Source organism: Roseiarcus fermentans (assembly GCF_003315135.1).
GTDB classification, from domain to species: domain Bacteria; phylum Pseudomonadota; class Alphaproteobacteria; order Rhizobiales; family Beijerinckiaceae; genus Roseiarcus; species Roseiarcus fermentans.
The window spans coordinates 1-20,542 of the sequence record NZ_QNRK01000023.1 but is presented as its reverse complement, the minus strand read 5'-3'; the positions used below and the strand labels follow the sequence as shown (position 1 = coordinate 20,542).

The 20,542-nt window shown below is 70.2% G+C and carries 18 protein-coding genes; 12 read left to right on the top strand and 6 right to left on the bottom strand.

Annotated features, from left to right (window positions below):
* Positions 1-214: 214 nt before the first annotated feature.
* The 5 genes from DFR50_RS19320 to hemB all read left to right on the top strand — a co-directional run bounded on the left by DFR50_RS19320 (position 215) and on the right by hemB (position 3,965).
* Positions 215-1,273, top strand: a complete 1,059-nt coding sequence (locus tag DFR50_RS19320) for a catalase family peroxidase (protein ID WP_113890909.1) — start codon at positions 215-217, stop codon at positions 1,271-1,273.
* Complete coding sequence (locus DFR50_RS19315; protein ID WP_113890908.1) at positions 1,270-1,833, top strand: cytochrome b; 564 nt, start codon at positions 1,270-1,272, stop codon at positions 1,831-1,833. Before DFR50_RS19320 ends, DFR50_RS19315 begins: the two co-directional genes overlap by 4 nt.
* A gap of 257 nt (positions 1,834-2,090) precedes the next feature.
* Complete coding sequence (locus DFR50_RS19310; RefSeq protein WP_113890907.1) at positions 2,091-2,378, top strand: type II toxin-antitoxin system TacA family antitoxin; 288 nt, start codon at positions 2,091-2,093, stop codon at positions 2,376-2,378.
* Positions 2,375-2,908 carry a GNAT family N-acetyltransferase gene (locus DFR50_RS19305; RefSeq protein WP_113890906.1) on the top strand — a complete coding sequence of 178 codons (534 nt, stop codon included), beginning with the start codon at positions 2,375-2,377 and terminating at the stop codon, positions 2,906-2,908. The genes DFR50_RS19310 and DFR50_RS19305 overlap by 4 nt, the downstream gene beginning before the upstream one ends.
* Before the next feature lie 25 nt (positions 2,909-2,933).
* Positions 2,934-3,965 (top strand): porphobilinogen synthase, encoded by a 1,032-nt coding sequence (gene hemB, locus DFR50_RS19300; protein WP_113890905.1) that lies wholly within the window; start codon positions 2,934-2,936, stop codon positions 3,963-3,965.
* Between the two features lie 65 nt (positions 3,966-4,030).
* On the opposite strand, the gene DFR50_RS19295 is transcribed toward hemB, so the two are convergent.
* A complete protein-coding gene (locus tag DFR50_RS19295) occupies positions 4,031-6,307 on the bottom strand; it encodes a lytic transglycosylase domain-containing protein (protein WP_113890904.1) in 2,277 nt (758 codons plus the stop codon).
* Between the two features lie 164 nt (positions 6,308-6,471).
* On the opposite strand from DFR50_RS19295, the gene dapA reads away from it, so the two are divergent.
* The 7 genes from dapA (at position 6,472) to DFR50_RS19260 (ending at position 16,249) form a co-directional block, all read left to right on the top strand.
* Positions 6,472-7,365 (top strand): 4-hydroxy-tetrahydrodipicolinate synthase, encoded by an 894-nt coding sequence (dapA, locus tag DFR50_RS19290; protein ID WP_113890997.1) that lies wholly within the window; start codon positions 6,472-6,474, stop codon positions 7,363-7,365.
* Positions 7,366-7,388: 23 nt separating this feature from the next.
* Positions 7,389-7,865: an SsrA-binding protein SmpB gene (gene smpB, locus DFR50_RS19285; RefSeq protein WP_113890903.1), complete on the top strand. Its 477-nt coding sequence runs from the start codon at positions 7,389-7,391 to the stop codon at positions 7,863-7,865.
* Between the two features lie 185 nt (positions 7,866-8,050).
* A complete protein-coding gene (locus tag DFR50_RS19280) occupies positions 8,051-11,323 on the top strand; it encodes an adenylate/guanylate cyclase domain-containing protein (protein WP_113890902.1) in 3,273 nt (1,090 codons plus the stop codon).
* Positions 11,320-12,210 carry an encapsulin gene (locus DFR50_RS32195; RefSeq protein ID WP_170153295.1) on the top strand — a complete coding sequence of 297 codons (891 nt, stop codon included), beginning with the start codon at positions 11,320-11,322 and terminating at the stop codon, positions 12,208-12,210. Before DFR50_RS19280 ends, DFR50_RS32195 begins: the two co-directional genes overlap by 4 nt.
* Positions 12,211-12,227: 17 nt before the next feature.
* Positions 12,228-13,127: a DUF3237 domain-containing protein gene (locus DFR50_RS19270; RefSeq protein ID WP_113890900.1), complete on the top strand. Its 900-nt coding sequence runs from the start codon at positions 12,228-12,230 to the stop codon at positions 13,125-13,127.
* Positions 13,128-13,138: 11 nt separating this feature from the next.
* Complete coding sequence (locus tag DFR50_RS19265) at positions 13,139-15,223, top strand: hydroxysqualene dehydroxylase (RefSeq protein ID WP_210208971.1); 2,085 nt, start codon at positions 13,139-13,141, stop codon at positions 15,221-15,223.
* A 3-nt stretch (positions 15,224-15,226) separates the two neighbouring features.
* Positions 15,227-16,249 carry a polyprenyl synthetase family protein gene (locus DFR50_RS19260; RefSeq protein ID WP_113890899.1) on the top strand — a complete coding sequence of 341 codons (1,023 nt, stop codon included), beginning with the start codon at positions 15,227-15,229 and terminating at the stop codon, positions 16,247-16,249.
* 235 nt (positions 16,250-16,484) lie between these two features.
* On the opposite strand, the gene DFR50_RS19255 is transcribed toward DFR50_RS19260, so the two are convergent.
* The 5 genes from DFR50_RS19255 to DFR50_RS19240 all read right to left on the bottom strand — a co-directional run bounded on the left by DFR50_RS19255 (position 16,485) and on the right by DFR50_RS19240 (position 20,268).
* On the bottom strand, positions 16,485-17,237 hold the full coding sequence (locus DFR50_RS19255) for an Imm52 family immunity protein (protein ID WP_170153294.1): 753 nt from the start codon (positions 17,235-17,237) through the stop codon (positions 16,485-16,487).
* The gene (locus tag DFR50_RS32190; RefSeq protein ID WP_170153293.1) at positions 17,234-17,395 is read right to left on the bottom strand and encodes a hypothetical protein; all 162 of its coding nucleotides are present in this window, start codon (positions 17,393-17,395) and stop codon (positions 17,234-17,236) included. Before DFR50_RS32190 ends, DFR50_RS19255 begins: the two co-directional genes overlap by 4 nt.
* A 92-nt stretch (positions 17,396-17,487) precedes the next feature.
* Entirely contained in the window at positions 17,488-18,243 is a 756-nt protein-coding gene (locus tag DFR50_RS19250) for an Imm52 family immunity protein (RefSeq protein WP_113890897.1), read from the bottom strand.
* 441 nt (positions 18,244-18,684) lie between these two features.
* Positions 18,685-19,122, bottom strand: coding sequence for a COG1470 family protein (locus DFR50_RS19245; protein ID WP_113890896.1), 438 nt, complete (start codon positions 19,120-19,122; stop codon positions 18,685-18,687).
* Between the two features lie 105 nt (positions 19,123-19,227).
* Positions 19,228-20,268 (bottom strand): linear amide C-N hydrolase, encoded by a 1,041-nt coding sequence (locus tag DFR50_RS19240; RefSeq protein WP_113890895.1) that lies wholly within the window; start codon positions 20,266-20,268, stop codon positions 19,228-19,230.
* Positions 20,269-20,542 lie beyond the last annotated feature (274 nt).

Genomic DNA, 20,542 nt, shown 5'->3' with positions numbered 1-20,542 from the left:
CGACAAAAAGGCCCGTCGGATGTTTAGTAACTCATGCCGCACTAAGCATGTCAACTGAATTTTCTGCTGTCTTCCGGCGCGCCGCGACCGGGGCGTTCGGCGCCGGACGGCGATCGACCGAGCCGCGCTTCGTTCGGCCGCGCGGCGCGCGATCGATGCAACTGGCCGGCGATCGTGTTAGGCTCGCGCCGCCCCTGGTTCGACGGAGACGCCCATGCCCGCGCCGCCTCGACGCGCCCCCCGCTCCGCCCTCGGCTCCCTCGTCCTCATCGCCGCCGTCGTCGCCTTCGCGGCCGCGGCCTTCGCCTATGCGGGCGGGTGGCTGTCGCCGCAAAGGCTCACGCCGGACCGGCTGGTCGACGCCTTTGCGCCGCCCGGCGGCCCCGCGCTCGGCCATCGCCGCAACCACGCCAAGGGGATCTGCTTCACCGGCGTGTTCGAGGCGAACGGCGCCGGCGCCGCGCTCTCGACCGCGCAGGCGTTCGCCAAAGGGGTTTACCCCGTGGTCGGTCGCTTCAATCTCGGCACGCCCAATCCAGACGCCGCCGACGCCACGGTGCGCGTGCGCGGGCTGGGGGTGGAGATCGCGACCCCAGACGGCCAGCAATGGCGCATGGCGCTGATCGACCCGCCGGTGTTCGCGGTCTCGACGCCCGGCGCCTTTTTCGAGCTTCTGCACGCTTCGGCCAGCAAGGACCCCGAGGCGATGAAAACCTTCGCCGCGGCGCATCCCGAGATCGCCGCCTTCGGCGCCTGGGCGAACGGCGCGCCGTGGACCGGCAGCTACGCCGAGGAGCGGTACAACGGCCTGAACGCCTTCGTGTTCACCGACGCCGCCGGCGCGCGGCGCGCCGTGCGCTGGTCGCTCGTTCCCGAGGCCCGGCCCGCCCCCGTTCCGCTCGAGGAACTCGCCAAGCGCGGCCCGAATTTTCTCGAAGAGGAAATCGCCCAGCGTCTCCGGAGCGGCCCGGCGCGATGGACGATGGTCGTCACGGTCGCCGATCCCGGCGACTCCACGGCCGACCCGAGCAAGGCCTGGCCGGACGACCGGCGCAAGGTCGAGGTCGGGACGCTGACGGCGCAGGCGATCGTCGCCGAGGCCGACGGCCCCTGCCGCGACATCAACTACGACCCGACCGTGCTGCCGAACGGGATGGCGACCTCGGACGACCCGTTCCCGGCCGCGCGCTCCTCCGCCTACCGGGTGTCGTTCGACCGCCGCGCGGCCGAAGCGAAAGACTATCCGCGAACCGCAACCGGAGCGAGCCGATGACCCGCTTCACCTCGCTCCAGCGCGCGCTGCACTGGATCATGGCCGCCTGCATTTTGACGATGCTGTTCGTCGGCGTGCACATGGTCTCGACCGTCAGCCCGAACTACCTGGCGCTGTTCACCCTGCACAGGACGCTCGGGATCGCGATCCTGGCGCTGGCGCTGATCCGGCTCGCCGTCCGCCTGCGCTCGGGCGCCCCTCCCCTGCCGCGCGACCTGCCCGCGCCGATGAAGCTCGCGGCGCAGGGATCGCATGTCGCGCTTTATGCGCTGATGATCGGCCTGCCGCTGATCGGCTGGGCGATGCTGTCGGCGGGCGGCTATCCGGTCGTGCTCTGGGGCGGGATCTGGCTCCCGCCGATCGCGCCGCAGAGCGACGGGCTGCACACGGCGCTGTGGGCGGCGCATGTCGGGCTCGGGCTGCTGCTGTACGCCGTCGTCCTGCTGCACCTCGCCGCGGCGCTGTTTCATGCGCTGGTGCGGCGCGACGGCGTCTTTCAGGCGATGGCCGGCGACCTCGGGCGCGAGCGGGCGGCGCAGGCGCGCCAGCCGGCGGAGTGAATAATTGGTAACGCCCAACCTGCCGCTCAGCGGGCCCCCTCCACCAGCCTTCGGCTGGTCCCCCTCCCCCGTTCCGCTTCGCTTCACGGGGGAGGAAACCGCGACGGCGCCGATTTCCTCCCCTGCGAAGCGGGGGAGGGGGACCATGCGAAGCATGGTGGTGGGGGCAAGCGCCGAGGCCTGGGAGTTAGAATCATTGGCGAATTCGCCTCCGCGTGTTGCGTGACACTGCCTGGCGCTGTTGTTACAGAACGAGCATGACCTTGCCCCGCCCCACGCGCACGGAAAAGCTCGATCTCCGGCTCACGCCCTCGGCCAAGAGGACGTTGCAAACCGCGGCGAAAGCTGCGCGAAAGTCGGTCGGCGACTTCGTTGTGGAGAGCGCGCTGAGCGAGGCGGAAGAACGTCTGGCCGACCGCCGCATCTTCTCGCTGGACGAAGACGGCTGGCGACGCTTCGTGGAGGCGCTCGACGCCCCGCCGCGCCGCCTTCCGCGTCTCGAACGCCTGTTTCGGGAGCCGTCGCTGTTCGACCCGCAGACGTGAACGGCGCGGCGCGGATCGAAAAGCTGCATCGCGGACACAAGGTCGAGGCGTTCCGCTGCGGCCGTCCGGAACGCGATCGCTTTCTGATCCGGCATGCGTTGCAGGCCCAGTTCGCCAATGCGTCACAGACTTATGTCGCCGTCCGCGAGGACGACGTCATAGGCTATTGCACGTTCGTCGTCGGCCAGGTCGAACGCGCCGGCGCGCCGCAACGGATCGCAAAGGGGATGCCTCGTCATCCCATCCCGCTCTTGGTCCTCGCGCGGCTGGCCGCGCGCGAGGACTGGCAGGGACGAGGCGTCGGCGCGGGGCTGCTGCGTGACGCGCTCGGGCGGACCGATCAGGCCGCCGACATCGCCGGCGTCCGCGCGCTGGCCGTTCACGCCAAAGACGACGGCGCGGCGGCTTTCTATCGTCATTTCGATTTCGAGCCGTCGCCGACCGACCCTCGCCACCTCTTCCTCCTGGTCAAGGACATCCGGGCCGCGACGGAGCGTCCTCTCGCAAGAACGGGCCGGTCGGGTGTATGAGGGCCGGCGAAGGAGTCTCAGCGCCATGAACAAGCCGTCGCACATCGCCGAAAGCCATCGCCTCGACCTCGCCCACCGGCCGCGGCGCAACCGCAAGTCGGAATGGGCGCGGCGGCTCGTGTCGGAAAATGTGGTGACGACGAACGACCTGATCTGGCCGCTGTTCCTGATCGAGGGCGCGAAGACCCGGGTTCCCGTCGCGGCGATGCCGGGGGTGGACCGGCTGAGCGTCGACGAGGCCTTGCGCGAGGCCGAGCGGGCGGTGAAGCTCGGCATCCCGGCGATCGCCTTCTTCCCCTCGACCGAGGCGCACCTCAAGGACGAGCACGGCACCGAGGCCTACAACGAGGGCAACCTCGTCTGCCGCGCCTGCCGGGCGATCAAGGCGGAGTTCCCCGACCTCGGCCTCGTCACCGACGTGGCGCTCGACCCCTACACCAGCCACGGCCACGACGGCCTCGTGCGCGAGCGCGGCGGCGACCTCGACATCCTCAACGACGAATCGGTGGCGGCGCTCGTGCGCCAGGCGCTCAACCAGGCGCGCGCCGGCGCCGACGTCATCGCGCCCTCGGACATGATGGACGGGCGGGTCGCCGCGATTCGCGCAGCGCTCGACGCCGAAGGCTTCCTCGACGTCCAGATCCTCGCCTACGCCGCCAAATACGCCTCCGCCTTCTACGGCCCGTTCCGCGACGCGCTCGGCTCCAAGGGCGCGCTGAAAGGCGACAAGCGCACCTACCAGATGGACCCGGCCAACAGCGACGAAGCGCTGCGCGAGGTCGCGCTCGACCTCGAGGAGGGCGCCGACATGGTGATGGTGAAGCCCGGCATGCCCTACCTCGACATCATCCGCCGGGTGAAGGACGAATTCGGCTTCCCGACCTTCGCCTACCAGGTCAGCGGCGAATACGCGATGATCATGGCCGCGGCCTTGAACGGCTGGATCGACGGCGACAAGGCGATGATGGAAAGCCTGATCGCCTTCAAGCGCGCCGGCGCCGACGGCGTGCTGACCTATTTCGCCCCGCGGGTGGCGGAGAAGATCAAGAAAGGCTGAAACGCTCGCCGGTCACGGGACGAACGGCGCCGGCGGGGACGGCCGCGCGCCGGACGCCGCCCGCGTCAGTCCCTCGCCACCCTCGGCGACAGCTGGGCTGACGGCGCCTGCTCCTCGGCGAACCGTTGCCGATAGACCGCCAGGTTCTCGCTCACGCGCTGCACGTAGTCGCGGGTCTCCTCGAACGGAATCCGCTCGACCCAGTCGACCGGATCGGCGCCGTTGCGCGGATCGCCGTAGGCGGCGATCCATTGCGACACCCGGCCCGGACCGGCGTTGTAGGCGGCGAAGGCGAGTTCGCGCGAGCCGCCCTCGTCCTCCATCACCTCGCCGAGGAAGGCCGCCCCGAGCTGGGCGTTGAACGCCGGATCGGCGATCAGCCGCCCGACGTCGTAGGCCACGCCCGCCCGGCGCGCGGTCGAGGCGGCGGTCGAGGGCAGGATCTGCATAAGGCCCTTCGCGCCCGCGCCAGACGACGCGCGCCAGACGAACTCGCTCTCCTGCCGCGCGACCGCATAGACGCTGGCGAGGTCGGCCGAATGGGCGAGCGGCAGGAACGCGGGCACGCCGGTCGCCGGAAACGCCATCGCGTCGAAAGCATAGCCGCGCAGCATCGCGATCTTGCCGAACTGGACCTGGGTCGCCGCGTCCGCGCGGCTCTTGACCACCTCGGCCATGGCCGCGATCTGCGCCTCGTCGCGCCAGGAGCGCGCCGCCTCGAAGGCGAGCGCGGTCGCGAGCTCGTCGAGGCCCTCGGCGTAGAGCGCGTCGGCGGCGCGGACCCCTTCGCGCCGCTCCGCGCCTTCGGCCGCCCGCATCGGCGCGCGCAGCGCGAGCCGGGTCACGCCGAGGCGCCCGGCGGCGAGCTGGCCATAATAGGCGACGGGCTCGGTCGCCGCGTTCTCATAGTGCAGCCTCGCCTCCTCGCCCTCCCCCATCGCCTCGGCCGCCCGACCGCGCCAGTATTCGGCGCGCGCGATCGACAGCGGCGTCTCGGCGGCGATCGCCGCGAGGGCGAAGCGCCGCGCCGCTTCGGGCGCGTCGCCGAGGAAGCGCAGCGCGATCCAGCCGGCGTGAAACTCGCGGTCGACCTCGTTGGCCGGCTCGTTCGGCGTCGCCGCGCCGGCGCACAGCGCGAAGGCGCGCTTCGGCTCGTTGAGGTCGAGAAGCTGCCGCGCCACCATGCGCCGTTCGCTCCACCAGCGATCGGGATTGACCAGCGCGTCGGGATCGGCGGGCGCGAGCCCGAGCAGGGTCGCGGCCTCGTAGACGCGGCCCGCGCGGCGCGCGTCCTGGACCCGGGCGAACAGGAGGCCCGGGTCGCTCCGCAGCGAATCGGGAACCGCCCGGACGAGCGACGGGGTCAGCGGCCCGCGCGCGGCGGCGGCGCGCGCGTCGGCGAGTCGCGTCACGTCGGGGCCGGCGAGGGCCGCGGCGCGGTACGCCGCGGCCCAGCTCTCCGCGTACAGGAGGCGGTCGGCGCGCCGCTTGTGATCCGCCTTGGTCAACACGGGGCCGAAGTCGCGCAGGATCGCGCTCTCGGTCCAGGCGTCGAGATTGCCGTCGCGCCACAGGGCGCGGATAGCGCCGATCGCCTCGTCGGTCCGGCCCGACGCGCCGAGCGCGCGCGCCAGCGCCACCCTTCCCGCGCTCGACTGCGGTTGCCCGGTCGCGAAGAAGGCGGCGATCTCGGCCGGCTGCGCCTGACGCGCGAGCAGGTCCGCCTCCTGTCGATAGCGCAGGTATCCTTCGCCCGGCCAGTCGGGATGGGCGGAAGCGAAGGCGGTCAGCGCGGCGAAGGCGGGATGCGGATCGGTTCGGAGCGCCGCCCATTCCAGGGCGAGGCGGCGATCGGGGTCGGACTCGGCCTTCGCCAGCGCCGCCAGGGCGGCCGCGTCGCCCTTCTTGTAGGCGACCGCGGCGGGCGGAACGACGGGCGCCGGCGCCGGCAGCGCGACGTCCGGCCCGGCGGGCGGGCTCGCCGACAGGCCGCGGCGAACGAGGGCGGCTATGTCCTCGGCCAGGTCTCTGGCCAGGTCTCGGTCCTGGGCGATGTCCCCGGCCATGTCCTGGGCCAGGGTCGCGACCGACGCCCCCGCCGCCTCGGCGAGCGCTGCGACCGAGGCGCCGATGCGGGTCAGCGGCGCGGGCCAGGCGGACGGCGCGCCGCCCGCGGGCGCCGCCGGATCGATCCGGTCGGAACCGGGGCGCGCGACGTCCCGCGCCGGCGGCGCGGTCTCCTGGGCCGGCCGCGGCGCAAAATCGCCCCGATGCAGCGGCGCCGCGGCCAGCACGGCGAAGACGGAAACGGTCGAGACGACCGCGACGGGCCTGATCCTCATGCGTTCGATCCTTCGCCGCGAGGATGGGCCGGCTTTGCTGACGAAGGGTTAACCCTGCCGAAGGCGCCGCTTCCCCCTTTCGCGCGCGCGCGGTCGGGTCTATGGGAACGGACGCGGACGGCGCGACGGCGGCGCCCGCCGGAACGATCGACGGACGGGTTCACATGAGAGAGCGGGCGAAGTTCCACGGGTCGATCCCTGCGCTGGTGACGCCCTTCAAGGAGGGCGCGATCGACGAGCAGGCGTTTCGCGGCCTGATCGACTGGCAGATCGCGTCCGGGTCGCACGGCCTCGTCCCCTGCGGCACCACCGGCGAGAGCCCGACCCTCAGCCACGAGGAACACCGCCGCGTCATCGACATCTGCATCGACGAAGCGCGCGGGCGCGTGCCGGTGATCGCGGGCGCCGGCTCGAACAACACGGTCGAAGCGGTCGCGCTGGCGCGCCACGCCGAGCGCTCCGGCGCCGACGCCGTGCTGGTCGTCACGCCCTATTACAACAAGCCGACGCAGGACGGGCTCTATCAGCACTTCAAGGCGATCAACGACGCCGTCGGCATTCCGATCATCATCTACAACATCCCTCCCCGCAGCGTGGTCGACATGTCGGTCGAGACGATGAAGCGGCTGAACGAGCTGCCCAATATCGTCGGCGTCAAGGACGCGACCGGCGACGTCGGCCGGGTGTCGCGCCAGCGTCACGCGATGGGCCCGGACTTCATCCAGCTTTCCGGCGAAGATATGACCGCGCTCGCCGCCATGGCTGCCGGCGGGCACGGCTGCATCTCGGTCAGCGCCAACGTCGCCCCGGAACTGTGCTCGGAGCAGATGGAGGCGGTGTTCCGCGGCGACTGGGACCAGGCCCTCAAGCTCCAGGACCGGCTCGCGCCGCTGCACGCGGCGATCTTCACCGAGCCGGGGGTCAACGGCACGAAATACGCGCTGAGCCTGCTCGGCCGGGCGCGCGACGAGACGCGGCTGCCGCTCGTCCCGGTGAAGGAGGCGACGGAGCTGGTGATCCGGCGCGCCCTCGTCCACGCCGGACTCTTGAACGCCTGAGCGGCGCCGGAACGAAGCGAGCGATGGCGGAAAAAGAAAAGCCCAACTTCAAGATCGTGGCGGACAACCGCCGCGCCCGTTACGACTACGAGCTCGGCGAGACGTTCGAGGCGGGCCTGATGCTGACCGGCACCGAGGTGAAGTCGCTGCGCACCGGCAAGGCGACGGTGGCCGAAAGCTACGCCGCCGTCGACCGCAACGGCGCCGTGATCCTCTACAACGCCAACATCCCGGAATATCTGCAGGCCAACCGCTTCAACCACGAGCCGAAGCGCGACCGCAAGCTCTTGCTGCACGCCAAGGAAATCGTGAAGCTCGCCAGGGGCGTCGAGCGCGAGGGCATGACGATCGTGCCGCTGCGGATCTACTTCAACGAGAAGGGCCGCGCCAAGATCGCCATCGCGCTCGGCCGCGGCAAGAAGCTGCACGACAAGCGCGAGACCGAGAAGGCGCGCGACTGGAACCGCGACAAGTCGAGGCTGATGCGCGATCGCGGGTGATCGGCCGCGCCGCGGCGTTTCCCCTGCGGCCGTGGCGTGGCTATTGCCGGCTCGCGGCCGACGGCTCCCAAAGTATACAGTCAGAAACGTTGCAAACGCTCGCCTGAAGTGTGACAAATTCGATCCTTGGGACGGCGGGAGAGGGACGTGCTTTTCGAAGTGGCGGGCCGCGCCGGAGCGGTCGGATGAGCGATGCCTTGCGAACAGCGCTCGACGGCTTCGGCCTCGGCGAGTTTTACGATGTGCTCGCGGCGAACGACGTCGACGTAGCCACCCTCGAAGAACTGACCGAGGCCGACCTGCGCGAGCTTGGACTGACGCTCGGGCAGCGCAAGCGATTCCTGCGGGCGCGCACGACGCACAACGGGCTTCCGCCGCCGGGGCAGCGGCCGGGCGGCGGCGGGCACAGCGCCACGATGGTGGGCGAGCGCCGGCAGCTGACCTCGATGTTCTGCGATCTGGTCGGGTCGACGCCGCTGTCGCTGCGACTCGATCCCGAGGACTTCAGCGAAATCATCCGCGTCTTCCAGGATACCTGCGCCGGCGTGATCACCCGCGGCGGCGGCTACGTCGCCCGCTATCAGGGCGACGGCGTCCTGGCGCATTTCGGCTTTCCGAGGGCGCGCGAGGACGACGCCCAGAGCGCGGCGCGCGCCGCGCTCGCCATCGTCGCCAAGATCGGCCAGTTGCGCGCCCCGGACGGCGAGCCGTTGAGCGTCCGCGTCGGCGTCGCCACCGGTCTGGTCGTGGTGGTCGGCGACTACGGCGCGAACGGCCTGGCGGTCGAGCAGTCGATCGTGGGCGAGACGCTCAACCTCGCCGCCCGGCTTCAGAGCGCCGCGGCGCCGGGGGAAATCATCATCTCCGAGGCGACGCAGCGGCTGTGCGGCGGCATGTTCGAGTACGAGCAGCGCGGCGACATCGTCCTGAAGGGCTTTCCCGAGCCGGTGACGATGTATCGCCTGATCGGCGAAGGGTCGGCGCAGAACCGCTTCGACGCCCGCACGTTCGCCGGTCTCAACCCGTTCGTCGGCCGCGGACAGGAGTTCGACGCGCTCATCGGCCGCTGGAACGCGGCGCGCGCCGGCCGCGGACAGATCGTGCTGGTGTCGGGCGAGCCCGGCATCGGCAAGTCGCGCCTCGCGCTGACGGTGCTCGACCAGATCCGCCGCGAGCGCGCCGAAATCATCCGCTGGAACTGCGCCGCCCACCTCGCCAACCGGGCGATGCATCCGATCGTCCGCGACATCGAAATGCGCGCCGGCCTGTCGCGGACCCTGTCCGCCGACGCGGCGCGGGCGGCGGTCGGCCGGCTGGTCGCGGCGTCGCCGACGCTGTTCTCCGACGACGCGCGGTTTCTGCACGACCTCCTGGGCATGGAGACCGAAACCCGCTCCGACCTCGACGCCGCGGGGCGCGCGCGGCGCATCTATGCGGTGCTCGCGCGCTGGCTCGCCGGCGTCGCCCGCGACGCGCCGGTGCTGATCCTGATCGAGGACGCGCATTGGGCGGACGCCGCCACGCTCGAATTCCTGGCGACGCTGATCGACCGGATTCCCCGGCTGTCGGTGATGCTGCTCATCACCCACCGTCCGGAGTTCGTCGCCCCGTGGCCGCAGGCCAAGCAGTCGGCGTCGATCGTCCTCGATCCGCTCGACGCCGACGCCGGGGCGCAGCTGCTCGCAGCCGTCATGCGCGACCACATCCTGCCGTCGGCGGTGGTGCGCACGATCCTCGACAAGGCGGGCGGCGTGCCGCTGTTCGTCGAGGAACTGGCGCACGCGGTGCTCGACGCGGTGCCTGGATTGCGGCGCGCCGTCGAGTCGCCCGAATCGCTGACCATCCCCGCGACCCTGCAGGACTCCCTGATGGCGCGGCTCGACCAGCTCGGCGAGGCCAAGGAGCTGGCGCAGATCGGCAGCGTCATCGGGCGGGAATTCACCTCCGCCATGTTGCGCGCCGTCGCGCCCGATCATCCGGACATCGACGGCGGCCTGAGGCGATTGTGCGAATCCGGCCTCGCGCGCGAGAATTTCGACACCGACGCGGTCGGGATCGCCTTCCATCACGCGCTGATCCAGGACGCGGCCTATGAATCGCTGCTGAGAAAGCGGCGCCGCGAGCTGCATCGCGCCGTCGCCGAGGCGATGCTGTCCCAGGACCCGGCTTTCGCCGGAGCGGAACCCGAAGAGATTGCGCGTCACTGCTCGAAGGGCGGCCTCGCCGAACCGGCCGTGTCGTACTGGCTGGCGGCCGGGATGCACGCGCTCGACCGGGCGGCGAACGCGCCCGCCATCACTCACCTGCGCTCGGCGCTGGAGCAGATGACCCTGCTTCCGGAGACCGCGGAGAGCGCCAGGACCGAGCTTCAGATCCAGATGGCGCTGGCGCCCGCGACCTCGGCGATTTACGGCTGGGCGGCGCGCGATGTCGAGACGGCCTGCCGGCGAGCGATCGCGATCGCGACCCAGGTCTCCGACGGCGAGGCGCTCTGCGGCGCCACCTGGGGCTTGTGGACCAACTATTTCATCCGCGGCGAGATGGATTCGGCGCTCGACTGCGCGCGCTCCGTGTCCGCCATGGCCGACGAGACGGGAAGCACGTTTCTCGCGCTCGCCGCCGCGCATGCGCTGACTTACAGCCACTACTCCCGCGGCGAGTATCGCGAGGCGCTCGCGGCCGGCGAGGCCGGGCTCGCGCGCTACGACCGCGACGCCGATCTCCTCGCGCTCAGGACGTTCCAGCTGTCGCCGAGCCTCGCCCTGCCGACCCTGATGGCCAACGTCCACTGGTTCCTCGACCAGGAGGCCGAGGCCGACGCCGCGCTGGAGCGGGCGCACGCCATGGCGGAGGCGCTGCAGCACCCGCCGGCGCTGGTTCATTGCCTGTGCGTGTCGTCTTACTATCTCGTGTTCGCGCGGCGATGGGACAAGCTCGCGCCGATCGCCGAGCGCGCAGTGCGCATTTCCGTCGAGGAAGGCTTCCGGTTCTGGGAGCACATGGCGCGGGTCGCCCAGGCGTTCGCGCGGGCGGCGGACGGCGACCGGGACGGCGCCATCCGCGCCGCAATCGACAACATCACCGCTTTCAAGGCCACCGGGGCTTCGATCGTGATGAGCCAGTTCGAGCCGCGGCTCGGCGAACTGCTGATCGACGCGGGCGAGGCCCGCCAGGCGGAGGCCCGCCTTTCCGAGGCCATCGCGGACGCCCATCGCCGCGCCGAACGCACCTATCTGCCCGAGTTGCATCGCGTGCGCGCCGTGGCGCGCGGCAAGCTCGGCGATTTCGAACGGGCGGCCGAGGACGCGCGCGCCGCCCTGTCGATCGCGATCGCGCAAGGGGCGCCGCCGCTCGTGCGCAACGCCGAGGCGACGTTGCGCGGGTTGATGGAATCGCGCGAGAATTCCGCAAAAGTGATAGATCTGCAGGGACATTGGCGACGGGAGGGAAGAGCATGAGCGAACTGGGACCCGCCTTGACGGACGAGCAGTGGAGCCAGATCCGCCAGATCGTCCATGACGAAGCGCTGCGCGCGCGGGTCGCCGCGTCGTTTCTGCCGCTATACGGGCCGCTGCCCGGAGACGCGACCACCGTGCCGGCCGACAGCCTGCATCAGCCGAAGGCCGGGGAGGCCGGAACGCTGTCGGTCGACGACTACGCCACCATCCGCCTCGCCACCGTGGCGGTGAACGTCAATCTGAAGAACCACATGCTGGCGGACCGGGAGCTCGGCGCCGCCGCCGTCATGTTCCGGCGCGCCGCCAACATCATCGCGCGGGTCGAGGACGCCGTCATCTTCCGCGGCATGACCGTCAACGCGGGCGCGCCCCCGGTGATCCCGGGCGCCGACGGCCTGCCGCTGGTGTATTCGGTCTCCGGCGCGACCGCCGAGGGGCTCGCGGCGCTGGCGGCGGCCGCCAGGACCATTCCCATCCGCCCGGGGGCCGGCGCGGACCTCGGCGCCAACGTCTTCACCGCGGTCGTCGAGGCGATCGACGCCATCGAGGCGGCGGCCTACTACAAGCCCTACGCATGCGTGCTCGCGAGCGACCTGTTCGCGGCGGTCTATACCCCCATGCCGAACTCGATGGTCCTGCCCGCCGACAGCCTTCCGCCTGTGCTCAGCGGCCCGCTTCTGCGCTCGAGCACGCTCGAGCCCGGCACCGGGATCGTCGTCTCGCTCCAGGGCAATCCGGCCGAGATCGTGGTCGGGAGCGACATTCACGTGCGTTACCTCCAGGCGAAGGAGGACGGCGAAAGCGTGTTCCGCGTGTCGCAGCGGTTCGTCCTGAGGGTGAAGGACGCGACGGCGCTGGCCCTGGTCAAGAAAGTCGTCGGCCCGTAACGCCTTCCGGGACGGTCATGGCGCACTATTCCGAAAAGGGCCTGACCCTGCGCTGGGGCGCGCCCGACCTCGCCGGCGAGGGCGCGCCGGGGGCGATGCGCATCGTCGTCGCCGCCCGGCCGGCGCATCCCTCGAACGTCGTCACCGCCGTCTACACGGTCGACGGCGGCGCGGAGCGCCTCGCCCGCGGCGTCCGGCTGCCGTCGGCGCCGCGCCCGGCCGGCGAGGACTGGTTCGCCATCGACCTGCCGCGGCAGGCGCAAGGGGCCCGCGTCGCCTTCGTTCCGCTCATGTCCTGCTCGGGGCGGGAGGCCGATCCCCGCCGCGGCGGTTTTGCGCTCGCGCCCGTGGCGAGCGCCGAGGCCCCGGCCCCGCGCCCGGCCCGGCCCGAACCCGCCCCGCCCGGGCCGGTCGCGCCCTCGCACCCTGCCCGCTTCGCCTTCGAGCCGGAGTTTCTGTTCCGGGTCACGGCGCCGGTCCATCCCGACCGCGATCCGGTCGGCGAGACGCCGGACGGGCTGCGGATGAAGTTCCTGCTGCGCGCCGGCGGGACCGTCCGTGGGCCCGCCGTCACGGGCGAGATCATGCCGCTCGGCGGCGACTGGATGCGCATTCGCCCTGACGGGGTGGGGATCGCCGAGATCAACGCCCTGATCCGACCGGAGGGCGGCGGAATCATCCTCACCGAATACAGCGGCGTCGTCGACTTCGGACCCGACGGATACCGGCAGCTCGCCGCCGGCGGCGGGCCGAAGCGGGCGCCCTTGCGCTTCGCGCCGCGCTATCTCACCACAGAGCCGCGCTACCGCTGGCTGAACCGCCTGCAGTGCTTCAGCGTCGGCGAGGTCGACCTCGAGCGCTTCGTCGTCGAGTACGACCTCTACGCCTTCCGCACGACATCATCCGACACGATCTGAGGGGCGTCGCCATGCCGCAAAAGGTGGTCATTCTCGGCGGCGGGGTCGCGGGCCTGAGCGCGGCGCACGAACTGATCGAGCGGGGGTTCGCGGTCGAGGTTTACGAGAAGCTGAAGATCCCGGGCGGCAAGGCGCGCTCGATCCCGGTGCGCGAGGGCGTCGGCCATTACGACGACGGCAAGAACGCCTATCTCGGCGGGGTCGAGGCGGCCGAGGCGGGCGGGCGCGCAAGGCACACGCGGCGGCATGTGCCGGGCGAGCACGGCTTCCGCTTCTTTCCCAACTTCTATCGCCACGTCACCGACACCCTGTCGCGCATTCCGTGCGAAGGCGGCACGGTGTTCGATCGCCTCGTCGACACGACCGAGGTTCTGGTGGCGAGCTACGACCGGCCCGGGATCGTCCTGCCGTCGCGCTTTCCCGCCAACGCCGCCGAACTCGCGACCACGTTGCAGACGTTCCTGTGGGCGATCTCGCCGCGCAACGACATCCCCTACGCCGACATCGAATTCTTCGCCGGCTGCGTCTGGCGGATCATCACCTCGTGCGAGGAGCGCCGCTTCGAGGAATACGAGAAGATGAACTGGTGGGACTTCGTCGGCGCCGAGGAGCGCTCCGAAGCCTACCAGAAGCTGCTCGCGATCGGCATCACCCGGTCGCTGGTCGCCGCCAAGGCGAAGTTCGCCAGCGTCAAGACCATCGGCGACATCTTCGTGCAGCTGTTGTTCGGAATCGTGGCGCCGGGGATCGCCTCCGACCGGCTGTTCAACGGCCCGACCAACGAAGTCTGGATCGGGCCGTGGCTCGCGTATCTGACCGCGAAGGGCCTCGTCTATCATCTCGACGCCGAGGTGACGGCGATCCACGTCGCCGGCGGACGAATCGAGAGCGCGAGCGTGCGGATGGCGGGCCGGACGGCGCGCGTGACCGCCGACTGGTTCGTCGGCGCGCTGCCGGTCGAGCGCATGGCGCCCTTGATCGGGCCGGCGATGACCGCGATCGACCCGTCGCTCGCCAATCTGGCGGCGCTGTCGAACAGCGTGCAATGGATGAACGGCATCCAGTTCTACCTGCTGCGCGACGCGCCCATCGTCCACGGCCACATCATCTTCATCGACAGCCCGTGGGCGCTGACCGCGGTTTCGCAGCGCCAGTTCTGGACCGCGATCGACTTCGCCGACTGGGGCGACGGCAAGACCCGCGGCATCCTGTCGGTCGACATTTCCCAGTGGGACACGCCGGGCTTCAACGGCAAGGCGGCGATCGACTGCACCCGCGCCGAGATCGCCGGCGAAGTGTGGGCGCAGGTCAAGCGCAGCCTGAACGTCGGCGGCGAGGCGCTGCGCGACGAGGACCTGCACTTCTGGTTCCTCGATCCCGACATCGTCGACGATCCCGACGATCCCGGACGCGAGAGCGACGTCGAGCCGCTCCTGGTCAACAACGCCAACACCTGGCGGCTGCGGCCGGAGGCGGCGACCGCGATCCCCAATTTCGTCCTCGCCTCCGACTACGTCCGCACTTACACCGACCTCGCGACGATGGAGGGCGCGAACGAGGCCGCCCGCCGCGCCGTCAATGCGATCCTCGAGCGCAGCGGCTCGGGCGCCCCGCCCTGCCGGGTGTGGAACCTGCACGAGCCGGACGCGCTCGCTCCCTTCCGCGCCTACGACCGCGCCCGCTACCAGGCGGGCCTGCCGTGGGACGGCCGCTTCGCCCGCGGCGTGCAGGCGGCGCTCGCGATGGCGCAGGACGCGACCGGCGTGACCGCCGGCGGCGCTGGCCCGCTCGCAGCCGTCGCGCCGATCGCCGACGCGCTCGCCGCGGCCGGCGGCCCGCTGTCGGACCCGGTGGCGGCCAAGGCGCTGTCGCTGATCGGCGTCCCGACGCGGCCGCTGCAGACCGCGTCGCAGAACCTGCCCGGCCTCGGAGCGCCCGCGCCGGGCGCGGACATCGCCTCCGCGGCCGCCGCCGCCGCGGCGCCGTGGCTCGCCGACCTCGGCCCCGACCTGCCGCCCGCGACGCCCGCCGCCGCGGCGGACGCCGTGGAGCGGGGCGCCGCGCCCGCGCGCCTGCGCATCCGGCAAAAAGCCTGACCGATGGAGCGGGCCGCCTTTCTCGATCGACTGGCCGAATACGGCGGCCTCGCGCGCAAGACGCTGCTCGCCCGGCTGCCCGAGGGCGAGCCGGCCAGACACCTCTATCAGCCGATGCGCGACTTTTGCGCGCGGTCGGGAAAGGGGATCCGCCCCGCCCTGCTGATCGCCTCGTGCCGGGCGTTCGGCGGCGCGCTGAACGACGCGCTGCCGTCGGCGGCCGCGCTCGAACTGCTGCACAACGCTTTCCTGATCCACGACGACATCCAGGACCAGAGCGAAACCCGTCGCGGCGTCCCCTGTCTGCACGCCGAACTCGGCGTCCCGCTCGCCATCAATGTCGGCGACGCGATGATGGCCAACGCGTTTCGCATGCTGTGGGACAACATCGCGCTCCTCGGCCCCGGAACCGCGGCCCGCGTCCTCGACGAGTTCGATCACCTGACCTCGGAATCGCTCGAAGGCCAGGCGCTCGAGCTCGGCTGGATCCGCGACAACGCGCTCGACGTCGGCCCTGCGGATTACCTTCGGATGACGCTGAAGAAGACCTGCTGGTACAGCTTCATCCACCCCTGCCGGATCGGCGCCCTGATCGCGCGGGGCGGCGGCGATCTCGATTCGTTCAACGAATTCGGCTTCCTGCTCGGGGCGGCGTTCCAGATCCGCGACGACATCCTCAACCTGGTCGGCTCGGAGGACCGCTACGGCAAGGAGATTCTCGGCGACCTCTACGAGGGCAAGCGCACGCTGATGCTGGCCCGGCTCGCCGGCGCGCTCGACGGGCGCGACCACGCGAGGCTCACCCGCTTCCTGGCGACGCCGCGGGGCGCGCGCAAGGAAGCCGAGGTTGTTTGGGTGTTCGACGCCATGAAGCGGCACGACTGCATCGCCTACGCCCGAACGGCCGCCGACCGCCTGGTCGAAGGGGCGAAGGCGGCCTTCCCCACGGCGTTCGCCGGCGCCGCAGGGGAGGATCGCGACTTCATCGCCCACCTCCTCGACTACATGGTCGAGCGGGAAGCCTGAGCCCCTCCGAAGGCTCGCGTCGAGGAGAGGCTGGGCAGGCGATCGAGACTGGCGGCAGACTCGACGCCTCATCCGGAAGATGAATTCCGCTCCGAGGCTTCGAACATCTCGCGCACGCAATCCGGGGCGCGGTCTGACGAAACGCCGTGAGCTTCGGCCGGCGATCGAATTTGAGCCGCGCCGTTTCGTCGACCCGATCGCCGCTCGGAGGTCTCGGCGTCTCTCGGTTCGCCGCTCACGTCTGGATCGGCCGAAGCGCCGCTTCGAGCGCATGCAGACGCGCCATGCCTTCCGCGTCGGTCTTGTCGAACGGCTCCTCGCACAAAGTGACCAGCGCCGCGCCGTCGTCGAGGGTCTCGACATGGGTGTCGGCGGGAACCTTGGCGCGCGCGGCGAGGTCGGGCGGCAGATAGGTGATCCAGCCGATCCACGGCTTGAGTGTTCGCTTCCCTGCGGCCCAGGTCGGGTCAGAGGTCTCGGGGAAGTCAAAAAAAGGAAAGACCGCACACATCTCCGCCGGCGCCCAGACCTCGCGGATGAATTTCATCAGGGGTCTGACTTCGGAGGCGCGCCATGGCTTTCCGGTCGTGGGACGCTGCTCGGACAGCCTCATGAAAATATCGTTGGGATTGACAGCGGCCGATCGCCCGTACTGTCCGACATGACAATCGGTGTCGGCGTAGCTCGACTTACGGAAGTCGTAAGGGGGCGGTCCCGCGTGACCGCCCCAGATGTCGCTTCCCAATTCTGGCCACGGGGCGCCCCCGACCTCGTAGCGAGAAATCCGGTCGACGAGGAGCTGTTCCGCCGCGGCTTCGCTCAACGGCACGGGCAGGACTTGCTTCTTCGTTTTCGGCGACTCGAGCCAGCTCGCGTAGATCGGGTCGAAGGTGGGCAGGCCGCTGACGAATCGGGCGAGTCGTCGGGCGTCGCCCGCTTGCCCCGGCTCGCGCGGCTCCCACCAGAGATTTAGCTGCGGCCTGGTCACTCGTGTTCTCCCTTTCCATTGGGATCGTAGACGACGGTCAGGTTTCCGTAGTCGAGCCTCTGCGCGATCACGTTCAATCCTCGAAAGCCTTTCGGCGTTTGCACGTGCCAGATGACGCCACGGTCGCTGGCGAGGGCGGCCTCCGCTTGGTCCGTCATTTGAAATCTGGGGTCCTTCTTGGGTTCCATCCATATGTGCAAGTCAGAGGGAACCGCTTCGGGAATTCGAACGGGTCTCTCGTCCAGCGAAGTCAGCTTTGGATCGGGCGAAGCGCCGCTTCGAGCGCATGCAGACGCGCCATGCCTTCCGCGTCGGGCTTGTCGAACGGCTCTTCGCACAGCGTCACCAGCGCCGCGCCGTCGTCGAGGGTCTCGACATGGGTGTCGGTGGGGACTTTGGCCCGCGCCGCGAGGTGGGGCGGCAGATAGGTGATCCAGCCGACCCACGGCTCCAGAGGCCGCTTTCCCGCCGCCCAGGTCGGGTCGGCAATCTCAGGGAGGAAGCGCGAGCCGAAGGAGAACTGCGCGCACATTTCTGTCGGATTCCAAACCTCGCGCGCGAATCTCATCATCGGCCTCAACTCGGACGCGCGCCACGGCCGACCTGTCGAGGAACGTATCGCCGCGAGGCGCATGAGGATGAAGTTCGGACTGGCAGACGCTGACCGGCCGAACCCCCCGATGTTGCATTGGGTGCCTGCGATATGCGACTCGCGGAAGTCATAGGGTGGCGGTCCCGCGTGTCCGGCGCCGACGTGGCTCCCCAGCGACGGTAAGACGCGGCCGAAATCGTCATGTGCGATGGCGTCGATCAGGCGTTGCTCAGCAACGCTTTCGCTCAACGGCACAGGCAGCACTTCATGCCCGGTTTCTGGCGACTCGAGCCAGCTCTCGTAGATCGGGTCGAAAGCCGGAAGTCCGCTCACGAAACGCGACAGACTACGGGCGTCGTCGGTCTGCGATCGCTCGCGCGGCCCCCACCACAGTTTCAACCCCGGCGCAGTCATCGCGGTTCTCCGTTAGGATCGTAGACCACTATCAGGCGGTCGTTCTTGAGGTCCTTTGCAGACTCGCTTAACCCCTGAAAGCCCTTCAACGTCTGCGCATGCCAGATAACTTGTCGAGGTGGGGTTGCGCGTAGCGCAGCACTGACCTGATCCCGCATCTGTTTGATCGGATTCTTTTTCGGGTTGACGAAACTGTTCAGGCGACGGCGAGGTCGCGGCTCTCAAGCGCCCGCGCGATCACGGCGAGTCCCTCGCGCTTGCAAGCGACGTCGAGCGGGAAGCCGTAGAGTCTTGACAGCTCACGGCCGACGTCGCCTTCGTCGCGCGCCGCCCACCTCCCATAGGCGTTCCGCCTGAGCAGCGGCGTGCCCGTTTTGCAGGATCATGCAGGCCGCGACGTGTGCATGCCGGCGAGCAAGGCCGGGGCGGAAATAACCCGCCTCAGCGCACCTCGACCTCGAACGGCGCGGAAAAGGCGTCGTCGCCGGTCACCGTGAGCGTACCGGCGTAAAGCCCCGGCGCCGCGCCCGGCGGCGGCGCGACCGTGATCTTGACGTCGGCGGAGCCGCCGGCCGGAACGGTCAGGGAGGACGGAACCACCGCGGTCGCCTCCGCCGGGATTCTCGCCCGCCGCCCGACGAGATCGCCGGCGCTGACGCTGACCTTGAGCGGCGACCCGCCCTCGGCGGTCAGTTCGAGCACCATCTCGCCCTTTTCCCCGGGCCGCAGCGGGGCGCGGATGCGGAAGCGCGGCTTCGAAGCGCTCGCGGACGCGAGCACGTCGCGGGCGATGTCGAGAACGTCCCTCTCTTCGGGGCGGGCGCCCGCCGGCTGCCGCGCCTCGGCGCTCGCGTACGGCTGTCGAACGAAATACGGCATCGGCGCCCCTTCTCCCTCGCCGCCCCTTTTTACGAGCGGCGAGTGTCACCGGATCGGGCGCCGCCGTCAACGCCCCCGCGGGGGCGTCTGCGGCGCAGCCCTGCGTCAGTGCGACAGGAATTTGAACGGCTCGGCCGGGACGAATTTGTCCGAGGCCTCGCCCGCGATCACCGGATGGCCCGCGAGATCGAGCTTCATCGACTTTGCGCCGGGCGAAAGGTCGAGCTTGCCGAGGTCGACCCAGAAGATCGTGGGGCTGTAGGCGGATTCGAAATAGTACCGCCGCGCCTCGGTGTCGGCGACGGTCCGCCAGATGGTCGAGGCGATGTTCGGCTCGTTCGGGTCAGAGATGCCGAGCGGCACCGAGATGGAGCGAATGAGCGAAAACACCGTCGCCGTCGCCAGCCGCGGGTCCGTCTCGTGCGGCGCGGCGCCGAGGGCGTAGCTGACCCGGGCGAAGCGGTCCGGCGACCGGATCGTTCCGGGCAGGAAGCGGGAGCCGCCGATGTCGCGCCAGTAGGCGTCGAGCGCAAGCTGCTTCTCGAAGTCAGGCGAGTTGGTCATGACCGTGTAGGTCGGGCTGTGATGAATGACGAGCTTGCCGCCGACGTATTCGAAGATCGCGCTGTCGCCGGAGGCGTCGGCGAGCGAAAGGTGCCCGGCCGCCTTGTGCCCGCCCGGCAGCTCCGGCGCGACGATCGCGAACGGCTCTTTCGAGAGGGCGTCCACCGCCTCGGCCACGGTGGCGAAATTGTCGAGCGCGTACTGGGTCCAGGCGCCGACCGAGATCTGAGGCTTCTTCGACGCCTCGGCGTCGCCGTAGTCGCTTTCGACGAGATAGAGCGTGTTGGCGACGAGCCCGGCGTCGTTGATCCCGTCGACGGTCGCGACGTTGTAGAACGAGGCGATCACCGACCCGTGTTTCGAGGTCCAGGCGATCGAGCGCGGGCCCACGCCCCCGTCCCGCTGCATGCCCTTCGGGAAGGCCCACAGGTCGGTGGCGGGGTCGACCATCCAGTCCATGGTCCGGCCGACGATCGCGTCCTTCGTCCCGGATTCATAGACGATGCGGGTGCAGGCCTCGGCATTCGCCGCCGCGAGCGCCGTCGCAAGCGCGGCGAAGCCGGCGAGAAGTCTTCGTTTCATGGAGATTGCCTGTGGTGACGGTTCCCACCGGGAGGAAAACGCGCCATTCTGCAAGCGTGAGCCGTGTTCCGTCAAGATGACCGACCCGGAGCGGCAGGGCGATCGCATTTCAAAACAGGGTGAGGAGGCGGGCGAGGTAGGCTTCGTCCCAACCGGCTCGTTTGAACTTGCCGCGGAGTGAGCCTTTCTCGCCGTCTTTCTGCATGACGTTCAGGACCATGTGGCGGAGAACGGCGAGATTTTCGGGACCGTTGCCCAGACGGCTGCGGTCCTG